The sequence below is a fragment of the Daejeonella sp. genome, assembly GCF_036405355.1.
Lineage (GTDB): Bacteria > Bacteroidota > Bacteroidia > Sphingobacteriales > Sphingobacteriaceae > Daejeonella.
This window is the reverse complement of sequence record NZ_DASWXT010000050.1, coordinates 60,832-75,503: the sequence shown is the minus strand read 5'-3', so window position 1 is coordinate 75,503 and position 14,672 is coordinate 60,832. Positions and strand designations below refer to the sequence as shown.

The window sequence follows — 14,672 nt, the reverse complement described above, 5'->3', positions numbered from 1 at the left end:
CGTAAAATAGATTTCATCATTGTTCCTTGAAATGCAGAAATCCCTGATGTTTTGAAATTGCCTGAGTTTTTCGTTTGCAATTTCTACTTTCCCAATGATCTGACCAAAGCCAGTACTCGTACAGCAAATAATTACTGCAAGAAGGAATGGGATTTTAAGTGCTGCTTTCATTTTTTTGGATTGTATGGTCTGCTGTTTTTGAAAAATAAGCCCTTTTATACCATTTGAATCATTTCTTAATTCATTTTGCGGATATGCATGACTCAGATAATGGATTTGGCTTGTTTAAATATGCTAAATATCTGTTACAGGATCTAATTTAATAATGCGCTCTTCCAGAGCAAGATTTTTGGGGTATAAATTATCCGGTTTATCAAATCATAATGACATTCCCCTGTCCAAATTCCCATAAAAAAATTAACTTTGCAGTTCTAATACTGGCACCCAAAGAAAACGTTCAATGATCCATTTTTTTGTCTCCCCACTAAACAAAGTTTTTGCTGTTCAAACACCTGCTGAGATCGCTCAGGAAGATATAAAGAAACTAAACTGGCTCTTTGGGGAAGCACATAAATCTGATCAGATGGTGATGCCGGGTTATCATGTTGGTCCACGGGCTGCTATGATCACTCCCTGGAGTACCAATGCGGTGGAAATTACCCAAAACATGGGTATTTCAGGTATTATACGAATCGAGGAATTTGAAAAGGTTCCTGCAGATTTTAATGCCTTCGATCCGATGCTTTCTCAGAAATATACTGAGCTGAATCAGGAGATCTATACGATTCATATCAAGCCTGAGCCTATTATGGATATCAGTGATATAGCGGCTTATAATCAATCCGAAGGACTGGCTTTAAGTGCTGAGGAGGTTGATTATTTAAATAATTTAGCAGTTAAACTGGAGAGAAAGTTAACTGATTCTGAGATTTTCGCATTCTCGCAAGCAAATTCAGAGCATTGCCGTCATAAGATTTTCAACGGGACCTTTGTGATTGATGGGGAAGAAAAGCCGACTTCATTGTTCAAACTGATCCGTAAAACCTCTGAAACAAACCCCAACGATATTGTTTCGGCCTATAAAGATAATGTGGCCTTTGTAAAAGGCCCGAAGCTGGTACAGTTTGCGCCAAAAACGGCTGATAAAGCTGATTTCTACGAAGAAAAAGAATTTGATTCCGTTCTTTCCCTAAAAGCCGAAACCCATAATTTCCCGACTACTGTTGAACCTTTTAATGGCGCAGCAACCGGTTCGGGAGGGGAGATCCGCGACAGGCTAGCAGGTGGACAAGGTTCATTGCCGCTGGCAGGAACAGCTGTTTACATGACTGCTTACTCCCGCTTACTCGAGAATAAACACGAGTGGGAGCAGGGTATGTCCGAACGCCCATGGCTCTACCAAACCCCGATGGATATCCTGATCAAAGCCTCAAACGGAGCTTCCGATTTTGGAAATAAATTCGGTCAGCCTTTAATTGCTGGTTCTGTTTTGACTTTTGAGCATGAAGAAAGTGGCCGTAAAACGGGCTATGATAAAGTAATTATGCAGGCAGGTGGTGTGGGTTATGGTAAGCTGGACCAGGCGATTAAACATAGTCCGAAAGCAGGGGATAAGATTGTAATCCTCGGCGGAGAAAACTACCGCATTGGAATGGGTGGTGCTGCGGTTTCATCGGCAGACACCGGTGCTTTTGGTTCAGGGATTGAGCTGAATGCAATTCAGCGTTCTAATCCTGAAATGCAGAAGCGCGCAGCGAATGCAATCCGTGCATTGGTGGAAAGTGATCATAACCCGATTGTTTCCATTCACGATCATGGAGCAGGAGGGCATTTAAACTGTCTTTCGGAACTGGTGGAAGCTACTGGCGGACTCATTGATCTGGATAAATTGCCTGTTGGTGATCCTACCTTATCAGCAAAAGAAATTATTGGTAACGAATCACAGGAACGCATGGGTCTGGTGATCGGCCAGAAAGATATAGCAGCTTTAAAACGCATTGCCGAGCGTGAGCGCTCTCCGATGTATGAGGTTGGGGATGTAACCAATGACCATCGTTTTACCTTCGAGTCGAAATCAACTGGTTTAAAGCCAATGGATTACGCTCTGGAAGATTTCTTTGGAAGTTCTCCGAAAACCATCATGGCTGATAAAACGATTCAGAGGGATTATGCTGATTTGACTTATAATACTTCAGAAATTCCGGAATACCTCAATCAGGTATTACAACTGGAGGCTGTTGCCTGTAAGGATTGGCTGACCAATAAAGTCGACCGTTGTGTGGGTGGCAGGGTTGCCAAACAACAATGTGCCGGACCGCTGCAATTGCCATTAAACAATTCAGGAGTAATGGCACTGGATTTTAAAGGCAAGGAGGGGATTGCAACTTCCATCGGGCATTCACCGATATCGGCACTGGTTGACCCGGGAGCGGGTTCGCGGACTGCCATCGGGGAGGCACTCTCAAATATAGTCTGGGCGCCTTTAAAAGATGGTTTAGCTTCGGTTTCACTTTCAGCAAACTGGATGTGGGCTTGTAAGAATGAAGGTGAGGATGCCCGTTTATACGAAGCTGTAAAGGCTTGTTCCGATTTTGCTATTGAGCTGGGAATCAATATCCCGACAGGGAAAGACTCTTTGTCAATGAAACAGAAATACCCTAATGATGAGGTAATTGCCCCGGGTACTGTTATTATTTCGGCAGCCGGAAATTGCTCAAATATCACCAAGGTTGTTGAGCCGGTTCTGAAGCGTAATGGCGGGAATATTTATTACCTCAATTTATCTCAGGATAGTTTCAAGCTGGGCGGTTCTTCTTTTGCTCAGATTTTGAATAAGGTGGGGACAGAAGTCCCAACAATTAAAGACTCAGCTTATTTTAAAAAGGCTTTTAATGTATTGCAGGATCTGATCAAAGATCGTAATATCAATGCGGGTCATGATGTTGGCAGCGGTGGTTTGATCACCACTTTACTGGAATTAAGCTTTGCAGAGGTGAATCTGGGTGCTGAATATGATCTGAGTTCATTAAATGAACAGGATACCGTAAAAGCATTCTTTAATGAGAACATTGCAGTAGTTTTTCAGGCTGATGAATCTGTAGAAGCTGTATTTGCTCAGAATGGGATCCAGATCTTTAAAATAGGAACTGTTGCAGAAGGCAATTCGGTGAGCATTAAGAATAACAGTGATTCATTCAGATTCAATGTGTCCGAAACAAGAGATATCTGGTACAAAACCTCATTCCTCTTAGATTCAAAGCAATCGAAGAACGGAATGGCGCAGGAACGTTATACCAATTATAAGAATCAGCCTTTACAATTTATTTTCCCTGTAAATTTTGACGGTAAATTACCGGTCATTGCGAAGGGATCAAAGAGACCAAAAGCAGCTATCATTCGCGAGAAAGGAAGTAATTCTGAACGCGAAATGGCGAATGCGATGTATCTGGCTGGTTTTGATGTAAAAGATATCCACATGACTGATTTGATCTCAGGAAGGGAAAATTTGGAGGATATACAGTTCATAGGAGCTGTAGGAGGATTCTCCAATTCGGATGTTTTGGGATCCGCAAAAGGATGGGCTGGTGCGTTTTTGTACAATGAGAAAGCTAATACAGTCCTGAAGAACTTTTTTAAGCGTGAGGATACCCTGTCAGTGGGTATTTGCAATGGCTGTCAGTTGTTTATGGAGCTGGAACTGATCAATCCGGATCATGAAGTTCATGGAAAGCTGCATCATAACACTTCCCACAAGCATGAAAGCGGATTTACATCCGTAAAAATCCAGAAAAACAATTCAGTGATGCTTTCTACATTAGAAGGCGCTACTTTGGGAGTATGGATCTCGCATGGAGAGGGTAAATTCAATTTGCCTTATGCCGAAGAGCAGTACAATATTGTGGCTAAATACGGCTATGAAAGCTATCCTGCAAATCCGAATGGTTCAGATTTCAATACGGCAATGATGTGTGATTCAACAGGACGGCATTTGGTTATGATGCCGCATATTGAGCGTTCAACCTTCCCATGGAACTGGGCTAATTACCCTGAGAGAGGCCAGAAAGACGAGGTTTCTCCATGGTTAGAGGCATTTGTGAATGCGAGGAAATGGATTGAGAGGAAGGAAGCTTAAAGCAGAAAGCTGGGATTGGGGTTCATTGCATAGCAGGTAATCTTAAGCACTATCCTAATCCTACTAATCACCTTAATCCTACTAATCCTAGTCCATACCGGCCTCCCCCCAGCCCCCTCCACAGGGGATGGAAGAACGCTTAAAGCAGAAAGCAGGGATTGAGGTTCATTGCATAATAAGTAATCTTAAGCACTATCCTAATCCTTCGAATCACCTTAATCCTACTAATCCTAGTCCATACTGGCCTCCCCCCAGCCACCTCCACAGGGGATGGAAGAAAGCTTAAAGCAGAAAGCTGGGATTGGGGTTCGTTGCATAATAAGTAATCTTAAGCACCATCCTAATCCTACGAATCACCTTAATCCTACTAATCCTAGTCCATACTGGCCTCCTCCCAGCCCCCTCCACAGGGGATGGAAGAACGCTTAAAGCAGAAAGCTGGGATTGGGGTTCATTGCATAACAGGTAATCTTGAGTACTATCCTAATCCTTCGAATCACCTTAATCCTGCTAATCCTAATTTCCTATTGATTTTTATTCCCCCTTTACCCCGTTAATTTGAAATTATCCATATTTTTATAGATAATCAATTAGCTAACCATGCAGAAATATCTTTTTATCATTCTGCTGCTTTTTTGCAGCATGAATGGCTTTTCGCAAAATAAAGATTTGATCCTTGGGAAATGGCTTAATGCGACAGGAGAGGCACATATTCATATTTACGCGAGCGGAAACAAATTCTTTGGCAAGCTGGCCTGGCTTAAAGAGCCTTTGGATGCCAATGGGAAACCTAAACTGGACAAGGAAAATCCGCATAATGATTTGAATAAACGTCCGATTCTTGGTTTGGTCTTTCTTAAAGATTTTATCTACAAGGAAGGAATATGGGAGGGGGGCACTATTTACGATCCCAAAACTGGCAAAACTTATAGTTGTAAAATTAGTGCAGATGGTAAGAACAAGATCAATGTACGCGGTTTTGTGGGCTTTTCATTGCTGGGACGGACAGAAACCTGGACCCGGGTGGAATGAGGTATTGCATTAGTTTGATTTTTATTTTCATTCTTTCAATTTCCGGATTGAGTGCCCAATCTATACAGCTTATACATAAAGATAAGGATACAAGTCTGCGTGGATTGTCGGTTGTGAACGATTCCATAGCCTGGGTAAGTGGCAGCAAAGGCTGGACTTCAGTCAGCAAAGATGGAGGTAAAAATTGGGACTGGAAGCAAATAAAGGGCTATGAAAACCTCGATTTTAGAGATATTGAGGGTTTTTCGGCCGGTAAAGCTATTGTGGTCAGTGCCGGTACACCTGCTGTGATCCTTTTAACAATAGATGGCGGCCAAAGCTGGAAGGAGGTCTACCGAAACGAATCTAAGGATATCTTTCTGGATGGTATGGATTTTTGGGATGCTGACAGAGGGATTATTTATGGTGATCCGATCAATGGGCAGATGGTCTTATTGGACAGCAGAGATGGCGGAATGAGCTGGCAGAATATCAGTGTGCAGAACAAAATACCTCTTGTAGTCGGAGAAGCGAGTTTCGCAGCAAGCGGCACAAACATTCGCACAGGAAAAGGAGGCAAGGTCTGGATTGCAACAGGTGGTCTTCAATCAAGAATATTCAGATCGGACGATTATGGATTAAACTGGGAAGCTGCAAAATTGCCGATTATTCAGGGTAAAAATAGTACAGGGCCATTTTCCATCGCATTTTATAAGAATAAAACAGGAGTAGCTGCCGGAGGTGATTTTCTTTCGGATACTTCCAGGCTGAACAATTTGGTTCTGACAAAAAATGGGGGGCGGACCTGGATAAAGCCTCAGGTTACCTTATTTGGCTATCGTTCGGCTATAGAATATTTATCAAAAAGTGAATTACTTGCATGCGGACCAAAAGGTACTGACCGTTCTATAGATGGAGGTAAAACCTGGATGCGACTTTCTGATCAGGGCTTTCATACTGTAAGAAAGGCAAAATCAGGCGATCTGGTATTGCTGACGGGAGGAAACGGGCGCATTGCTATTTATCAGGACTGAAGGTCTTGGCTGTTCAATTTTAAGACTTAAATGCGATTATGAATCTTGAATTCAATAAAAATGAGGACAGCAATAAGCAGCTGGTCTATGAGGTAAAAACCCGGCTAAAGAAAATTTATGCCGGAGGTGGTGAGAAGGCCGCTGCTAAGCAGAAGGAGAAGGGCAAGATGCTGGCGCGTGAGCGGATTAGTTATTTACTCGATCCGGATAGCCAGTGGTTGGAAATTGGGGCTTTTGCCGCCGAAGATATGTATCAGGATGTTGGTGGATGCCCATCTGCAGGTGTGGTAACAGGCATAGGTTATGTTTCGGGCAGGCAGTGCATGATTGTCGCGAATGATGCAACAGTAAAAGCTGGCGCCTGGTTTCCAATGACGGCTAAAAAGAACCTGAGGGCTCAGGAGATTGCGATGGAGAACCGTTTACCGGTGATCTATCTTGTAGATTCGGCAGGCGTGTTTTTACCAATGCAGGATGAGATATTTCCGGATAAGGAACATTTCGGCAGGATTTTTCGCAATAATGCGATCATGAGCGGCATGGGAATCGTGCAGATTTCGGCAATTATGGGATCCTGCGTTGCAGGAGGGGCATATCTACCGATCATGAGCGATGAAGCAATGATCGTGGAAGGAACCGGTTCGGTATTTCTTGCAGGGAGCTACCTTGTGAAATCTGCGATAGGCGAAGATATTGATAATGAAACCCTGGGTGGTGCAAGCACGCATTGTGAAATATCCGGCGTGACCGATTATAAGCACCCCAATGATGCGGCTTGCCTGGATTCAATCCGTAAGGTGATGAGCATGCTGGGGAGTCAGCAGAACGCTGGTTTTGACCGGATTAAGCCTGCTGCACCTAAATTGAATGAAGAGGAGATCTATGGATTGCTGCCTGAGAGCAGGGAGAATCCCTATGATATGCGGGAGATCATTCTTCGACTGCTCGATAATTCTGAGTTTGAAGAATATAAAGCTTTATACGGACAGAGTATTATTTGCGGATTAGGACGGATAGATGGCTGGGCGGTCGGTATTGTAGCCAATCAGCGCAAGGTGGTAAAAAGCAAAAAGGGTGAAATGCAGTTTGGCGGTGTGATTTACTCTGATTCTGCGGATAAATCTGCCCGATTCATTATGAATTGCAACCAGAAGAAGATTCCCCTAGTGTTTTTGCAGGATGTGACTGGCTTTATGGTTGGGAGTCGGTCGGAGCAGGGTGGTATCATTAAAGACGGTGCAAAAATGGTGAACGTAGTTGCCAATTCAGTTGTTCCGAAGTTTACAATAGTGATTGGAAACTCCTATGGTGCAGGCAATTATGCAATGTGTGGTAAAGCTTATGATCCGCGTTTGATCTATGCATGGCCTTCTGCAAAAATCGCGGTAATGGGTGGACAGCAGGCGGCTAAAGTATTGCTTCAGATTCAGGAAGCTTCTTTAAAAGCAAAAGGAGAGGTAATTACACAGGAAAAAGAGGATGAATTGTTAAATGAGATAAAAGACCGTTATGATGCGCAAACAACACCATATTATGCTGCATCACGTTTATGGGTCGATGGGATTATAGACCCGCTTGAGACCCGCAAGGTGATATCGATGGGAATTGAGGCAGCTAATCAGTCGCCAATTGAGAAGTCCTTTAACGCAGGCATTTTACAGACCTAAATAAACCAGATGAAGCATTTATTTCTAAGTATATTTTTATTAACGGCGCTCGGTGCGAGTGCCCAGACCGGAGCAAAACTCCATAGAAAGGCCATTGTAGTAGATACCCATGGGGATATATTATCCGATCAGATCAAATCGGGTATTGATGTTGGAGTCAGACAAAAGAGTGGGAATTTTGATCTGGTACGTGCTAAAGAAGGTGGATTGGATGTACAGGTTTTTTCGGTCTGGAGTGATTATACCGGAGGATTTGCAATGGCGAACCGGCAGATTGATTCGCTGGATGCTCTGATCAGCCGTCACCCGGATAAGATCGCTAAGGTAAGAACTGCTTCAGAATTGAAATCGGCGGTTAAACAAGGTAAAATGGCGGCTTTGTTTGGTGTAGAGGGCGGACATATGATTGAGAACAAAATCGAAAACCTGGAAGCGCTCGCAAAACGTGGTATGACTTATATGACCCTGACCTGGAACAACAGTACCCCATGGTCAAGTTCGGCCTATGAAGAAACTTTTAAAAAGGATAGTTTAAAGCAAATCGGACTCAGTGATCTGGGAAAACAGATTATCAAACGAATGAACGAGTTGGGTGTGATCGTAGATCTTTCGCATGTGGGTGAGACTACCTTTTACGATGCGATTAAGGCTTCCACAAAGCCTGTTATGGCCTCCCATAGTTCTGCTTATGTGTTTAATGCGCATCAGCGGAATTTAAAAGATGATCAGATTAAGGCCATCGCTAAAACAGGAGGGGTGGTTTTTGTGAACTTTTATACCGGTTTTTTGGATAGTACCTATACCGGCAAGCAAAAGCAGTACAACGACACACATAAAGCTGAACTGAGCACATTGACAGCGAAATATAATAGCCGGACCAGGGCATCAGAAGAGATTAATACTAAATACCGTCAGGAAATTGAGGATATGCGTGCTCCATTATCATTGCTTATTGATCATATCGATCATATGGTCAGGCTTGTTGGGGCAGATCATGTTGGTTTAGGTGCTGATTATGATGGAGCGGAATCTTACCCAAAGGGTCTTGATGACGTTTCAAAGTATCCGCTGATTACTGAAGCATTACTGCAAAGGGGTTATTCGGGTAAAGATGTGAAGAAGATATTGGGAGGGAATTTTATCAGACTGTTGAAGTTATAAGTTATTAGTTTTAAAGCTGCTGAAGATTAAATTTATCTTTTTGGTGGAGATTATTGATTTCCGAGTCAATGGAAGTACGCAATTATCAATTTATAACGGTTTCATCCTGACCTGGGAGGGACTTTGGTCCATATTACCCTCAATTATCAATATCAAACTCTTTATTCACCTGTTGCTAAGTTCCTTCGCTACACTCAGGATGACAGGGTGGTGAAATCCACTCTCCACCCGATAACTCTTGGGTGTTAACTCTTCACTAAATGGCTGAGTTCCCTCCTGCGTCGGGATGATATCCTGCTTTGGGGCACAATCTCATCTCCACTCTCAATTCTCCACTCTCAACTAATTAAATGTTCCACCAATACGTCATCTTCAGCACCAGGAACCTGTTCTTAACAGAAAAGGGTGAGGGGATGTAATTGTCGGTATACACTATAAAGATGTCTGAGGCAGGCTTATAACGCCATTGTACACGGGTATTTACATTGATGTTGTCACTTTGCTCATTGTATTGAACAAATCCTGTGAAAAAGAGCTTATTAGTCATGGTTACATCCAGACGCGGGCCAACCAGCCAGAATTTGCGGTTATTCCATGGATTAGGCAGCTTAATATCATTATAACTAGAACTTAGAGCAAAACTGACATAAGGCTGGAAACGGTATCCAAACTCCGTCGTAACATTCAAACGGGTTCCATCAGCATAATAGCCGCCATAGCGTGTTGAAAATGAGAAGGTGTAAAGGCTCTGCGGACGGGAAACGAATTCTGTACCAAATGAGTTCCAGCTATGCTCGCTTCCGGTAGGTAAAGTCGCAATTCCGGCATTGGTAGGATCAAATGGTTGTAAAAGTTTCACATAATCATGTGCAGTCCAGGCTGTAAAGGTTGCCCTTGTTCTAAAATTCAGACTATATGCAATATAGTTGGTGTTATCAGTCGGTTTAAACGATTCATTTAAGTAATTGCTGCTGAAGAATTTTGGTCCGTGGCTAACTAGTCTGCCCCCTTTTGGGAAGAAGAGGTAGGAGGCTGAGGGACTCAGATTAACATAACCTCGTCTGGGTACATAACCAACTTCGGCATTGTAATTAGTCCCGACATATTCATGCTGCCAGTTCAAATCCCAGTTTCCGGTCCAGTAACGAAGATTAGCGGCCTGCATCATATCCTTACCCCGCTTATTCGGACTGAAGGATTTCATAGTCACCGCCTTGCCGGTCCAGGTGTTATTGGCAGAGGCCAGATTGTACTCTAAACCTGCCACCCTGTTATATTTTGAAACCCCAACTGCTGCATTGGCTGCACTAAAATTCAGGGATTGCTTATTGATCACAATGGCACTGATACTGGATCTTGCAAACACCCTTCGCTGTAAGGCAATCACTCCGAAATTCTGAGCAGGGTCACTTGCACCGCTATTTTCGGTCTGCATATTCATTACGCTGATTCTCAGGTCTTTATTTAATTTTCCACTGAGACGGGCACCATACTGAATCGGTACACCTAAACCAATGCGTCTGGAGAAAAATGGACGGATATTCTGATAGCCAAAGTTTGCAAAAAGGTCACCATTTTCAAGAAAATATTGTCTTCGTTCGGGGAAGAAAAGTTCAAAGCGGTCGAGGTTTGGAACTTGCCTGTCAACCTCTACTTGTGAATAATCAGGGTTTACAGTCAGGTCCAGATTAAGCGAAGAATTGATGGCAATTTTAATGTCTCCACCGATCTCACCACGATCATCCCGGTGAATAGGGGAAGTAAGGTGATTATTGGAAATGCCTCCCAGTACGTAGGGGATCACCGAAATATTCTGTCCCGGTACCGGAGGTGGCTGATCCCAGACCAAGGAGCCGGTATATCCCAGGGAAGCAGTTGCAAACTGTCTTGGAATAGGGGTCCAGCTTGATTTTTCGCTCGATTTGAGGTCCATGCGACTGAAATTGATCCCCCACCGGGTGATTCCCTGTTTATAACGGATGGATTTGAATGGTATGGCAGCTTCAAAAACATAGCGGTCAGGGTAATTTTTTACTGCAGAAGTCCATTTATTATCCCAGCTCAGGTCTACTTTGCTGCCATCATACATAATACCATCCCATTGAGCGCCGGCTGCATTGGTTCCGAAAGAAAATCCATTGGTCAGGTCATTGAATGGATCCATGAATATCAGGAAATTGTCGTTCTTACCGAATGCAAAATCCCTGCGTAATGATTCTACAAAATAGGGTCCAGGTTCGTGATAACAAATAGCAATAATGTAGAGATGGTCCTTGTCATAGGTCATTTTTACATCGGTCTTGAGTTTTGCAAAGCTCGTATCCATGGGTTGTACCATGAAGAAATTACTCGCCAGTTCAGCGTCATTCCATGCCTGCTCATTCACATCTCCGTCAATTTTGATTTCAGAGGTTGCCGGTTTTATATTCAGTTCGTATTTGGCATTTATCTTTTGCGCAAGGACATTTATACTCAGTAAGCTGAGAAAAATACAGATACTGTACTTAAACGTAGATTTTGATCTTTGATTAAAGTAATTTGGCAGTATTGAATCGGGGTTGTTCAGATCTCCTGATTTTAAAGGATTAGGCATAACAAGGCGTAGCTGGTATTTGTTTGTAATAATAACAACAATGGACGAGTTTATTTTAAATAAATATATTTTTGTGTGATGTCATTGTTTGTCCAGAGTGAATTGGAATGTGACCTTCGTTAGGATAGTATTTTTAGTTGACATTTCCATGTTGCCCATCCGCCATCAAAACCTTAAATTTGTATAAATTACTTACAGAAATGTCTCAAGAAACTGAACACGTACAATGTCTGATCATAGGATCAGGTCCCGCAGGTTATACTGCAGCTATTTATGCAGCTCGTGCTGATTTGAAACCGGTAATGTATACCGGAATGGTTCCCGGAGGACAGCTCACTCAAACTACTGATGTTGAGAATTTCCCGGGTTATCCGGACGGAGTTATGGGCCCTGAGATGATGGAAGATTTCAGAAAACAGGCTGAGCGTTTTGGAACCCAGATCCGCTTTGGATATGTAACTAAAGTCGATTTTTCTTCAACTCCTCATAAAGTAATAATTGATGAAGAAAAGACTATAACTGCAGATACAGTAATTATTGCCACGGGGGCGAGTGCTAAATGGCTCGGACTGGAAAGCGAACAGAAATATAACGGATTTGGAGTTTCTGCCTGTGCAGTTTGCGATGGCTTCTTTTTTAAGGGTCAGGATGTTGCGATAGTAGGGGCAGGCGATACAGCAGCAGAAGAGGCGACCTATCTGGCCAAACTTTGTAAGAAAGTGCATATGCTGGTCAGAAGGGATGAGTTCAGAGCTTCAAAGGCAATGCAGAACCGGGTTTTAAATACCCCGAATATCGAAATTCATTACAATACCGATACAGAGGAAATCCTTGGTGACGGCAAAAATGTTACGGGGGTGAAGGTCTCAAATAACCTGACCAAAGAAACTAAAGTTTTAGATGTAACGGGATTCTTTGTTGCGATCGGCCATAATCCAAACACAGAGATATTCAAAGGGATACTGGATATGGATGAAACCGGATATCTGATTACTGAACCTGATAGTACTAAGACTAATATTCCGGGTGTATTCGCTTGTGGCGATGCACAGGATAAGTTATGGCGTCAGGCTGTAACTGCGGCAGGAACTGGCTGTATGGCAGCACTCGAAGCTGAAAGATACCTGGCAGCTGCTGAACACGGCAGTCATTGATTGCCGGATAAATAAGATAAAAAAGCCTCCATGATACGGAGGCTTTTTTATTATTCGGATTGCTTATTCCTTAAGATCGGGTACATAATTAATTGTTAATCAAGCTTATGAAATGCCTGCATTTATTTATTAAATTTGAAAAGAGCAAACAATTCTAATTACACCTTTATTGTGAATTTCCTGATATGAATAGTTTTAAATTTATTTCTGTGCTATGTTTAACGGGTTTATTGTTCTCCTGCGGATCTGAAGAGGAAAAGCAGGCAGTCTCTGTTAAGCCGGAAGTAAAAAAGATCCCTGAGCCCTTTCGTTTTCATAAAGCTATAGAAGTAAAGCCGGGACTCACTCTGGATATTGTTAGCTGGGGCAGAGGATCTGATTCCATTGGAGGATATCTCATCTTAAGATCAGATTCCACTCGTTTGAGTTACCGCTCTGTTTCAGGTGAACTGAAAGGTAAGGTGGCAGACGCCTGGAATATGGATCTTGATACTGATGGGAATCCGGAGCTGTACATACAATCGGTAGGGCAGGAAAAAGATTCTTATCTGAATATGTATATCTATGAATTTGGGAATGGGGGATCCAGCCAGCAAATTCGTTTTCCGGATCTGAGCTCATCCTTAAAAGAGGGATATCGCGGCGAGGATTCGATGTATGTAAAAGATGGAAGACTGTTTCGTGAATTCCCATTCCATGCGGATCAGGATTCTTCATCAAAAGTCAAACCGGCTATCAGAAAATTGGAGTATACCCTAAAAAACAATAGCCTGCAGTTTAAAGAGATAAAGGAAGAAGTCGAGGCGGAAGCTAAAAAGCCTTAAAATTATTGATCAGTATCTTCGAATTGTTTATGGAGCCTTTCGAGATTTTGGATCATTTCTTCCAGTTTTGTTTCCTCGCGTTTAATGTAGATTCGCATCAGAACAAAATAGCATAAGGCGATCCAAAGAAAGGTGAATGAAATTCCCATAACTGTGATCCAAAGAGAAGTCATAAAAGAGATTTCGATAAAGAAGAGTATAAAACCTGCTGTAGAAAATATGGAATACACTTTATACTTTCTGGTGTTGAAAATATAGCGGTCGTGTTTATATTTTTTGAGGTGATTGATATAACATTCAGGCTTATCCAGCAGTTTATCATAATTGATCCTGCGGTAATTATTGATCATTGCAAGAATGTAGTAAATGCAGCAACAGATAAATATGATCATTGCCAGATGGGTAGTCCACATAGTAAAGGGGCTCGAGATCCAAACATAGATGAGCGTTGCAGCGAAAATCCCCATGCCTATCATTTCGATTAATAGTTTACTTGCAAGACCATTCCTGGTCTTTCGTACATTTTTCAATACATCTTCGTGACTGACTTTCGGCAGTGCAACCTGGTCGTGCCAGATACTTTTCAGTGCTTCAAAATCTTTCATGTCTGTTATATAATTCAGTCAGTTTTTGTTTAATACGATGAATTTTAACTCTAAGATTTCCTTCTGAGATACCCGAAATTTCTGCTATTTCGGAATAGGGTAATTCATCCAGTACCATGGTGATGATGATACGTTCATTTTCTTCAAGCTGAGCAATACATTTATAAAGCGTTGAAACCTGCTCGTTCTTTTCTGAGATCTCTTCGCCTCTGGTTTCGATAATGGTGTCGGTGAGCTCATCTTTAGCCTGTCTTTTTTCGACTCTCAGGTAGGATAAGCAGGTATTGACAGCAATCCGGTAGATCCAGGTAGATATTAAAGCCTGATTTCTGAATTTATCCAGGTTTTGCCAGACTTTCATAAAAGTCTCCTGCATCAGGTCGTTCGCGGTTTCATCATCCCCGGTATAACCATAACACAAATGGTAGATCTTTTTAGAATTGGCCTGGAAAATTTCCTTGAATTGCGCTTCCTTGCTCAAAAGTAATCAG

Annotated in this window: 10 protein-coding genes; 7 read left to right on the top strand and 3 right to left on the bottom strand. The window is 42.5% G+C overall.

Annotated elements, in window-relative coordinates:
- The first annotated feature begins 460 nt into the window (after positions 1–460).
- From purL to VGE44_RS06260, 5 genes are all read left to right on the top strand, one after another.
- Positions 461–4,132 (top strand): phosphoribosylformylglycinamidine synthase, encoded by a 3,672-nt coding sequence (gene purL, locus VGE44_RS06280; RefSeq protein WP_331077045.1) that lies wholly within the window; start codon positions 461–463, stop codon positions 4,130–4,132.
- A gap of 600 nt (positions 4,133–4,732) precedes the next feature.
- On the top strand, positions 4,733–5,164 hold the full coding sequence (locus VGE44_RS06275; protein WP_331077043.1) for a DUF2147 domain-containing protein: 432 nt from the start codon (positions 4,733–4,735) through the stop codon (positions 5,162–5,164).
- The gene (locus tag VGE44_RS06270) at positions 5,161–6,177 is read left to right on the top strand and encodes a YCF48-related protein (protein ID WP_331077041.1); all 1,017 of its coding nucleotides are present in this window, start codon (positions 5,161–5,163) and stop codon (positions 6,175–6,177) included. The genes VGE44_RS06275 and VGE44_RS06270 overlap by 4 nt, the downstream gene beginning before the upstream one ends.
- Positions 6,178–6,215: 38 nt before the next feature.
- Complete coding sequence (locus VGE44_RS06265; RefSeq protein ID WP_331077039.1) at positions 6,216–7,844, top strand: acyl-CoA carboxylase subunit beta; 1,629 nt, start codon at positions 6,216–6,218, stop codon at positions 7,842–7,844.
- Between the two features lie 9 nt (positions 7,845–7,853).
- Positions 7,854–9,005 carry a dipeptidase gene (locus tag VGE44_RS06260; RefSeq protein ID WP_331077037.1) on the top strand — a complete coding sequence of 384 codons (1,152 nt, stop codon included), beginning with the start codon at positions 7,854–7,856 and terminating at the stop codon, positions 9,003–9,005.
- Positions 9,006–9,351: 346 nt separating this feature from the next.
- On the opposite strand, the gene VGE44_RS06255 is transcribed toward VGE44_RS06260, so the two are convergent.
- Positions 9,352–11,598, bottom strand: coding sequence for a DUF5916 domain-containing protein (locus tag VGE44_RS06255; RefSeq protein ID WP_331077035.1), 2,247 nt, complete (start codon positions 11,596–11,598; stop codon positions 9,352–9,354).
- 200 nt (positions 11,599–11,798) lie between these two features.
- Between VGE44_RS06255 and trxB the strand changes: the two genes are divergently transcribed.
- Both trxB and VGE44_RS06245 read left to right on the top strand, forming a co-directional pair.
- Positions 11,799–12,752: a thioredoxin-disulfide reductase gene (gene trxB / locus VGE44_RS06250; RefSeq protein WP_331077033.1), complete on the top strand. Its 954-nt coding sequence runs from the start codon at positions 11,799–11,801 to the stop codon at positions 12,750–12,752.
- Between the two features lie 185 nt (positions 12,753–12,937).
- Entirely contained in the window at positions 12,938–13,576 is a 639-nt protein-coding gene (locus VGE44_RS06245; RefSeq protein WP_331077032.1) for a hypothetical protein, read from the top strand.
- Positions 13,577–13,578: 2 nt separating this feature from the next.
- Here VGE44_RS06245 and VGE44_RS06240 read toward each other — a convergent pair whose 3' ends face one another.
- Positions 13,579–14,181 (bottom strand): hypothetical protein, encoded by a 603-nt coding sequence (locus VGE44_RS06240; protein ID WP_331077030.1) that lies wholly within the window; start codon positions 14,179–14,181, stop codon positions 13,579–13,581.
- Positions 14,168–14,662, bottom strand: coding sequence for an RNA polymerase sigma factor (locus tag VGE44_RS06235; RefSeq protein ID WP_331077028.1), 495 nt, complete (start codon positions 14,660–14,662; stop codon positions 14,168–14,170). The genes VGE44_RS06240 and VGE44_RS06235 overlap by 14 nt, the downstream gene beginning before the upstream one ends.
- Between the last annotated feature and the right edge of the window lie 10 nt (positions 14,663–14,672).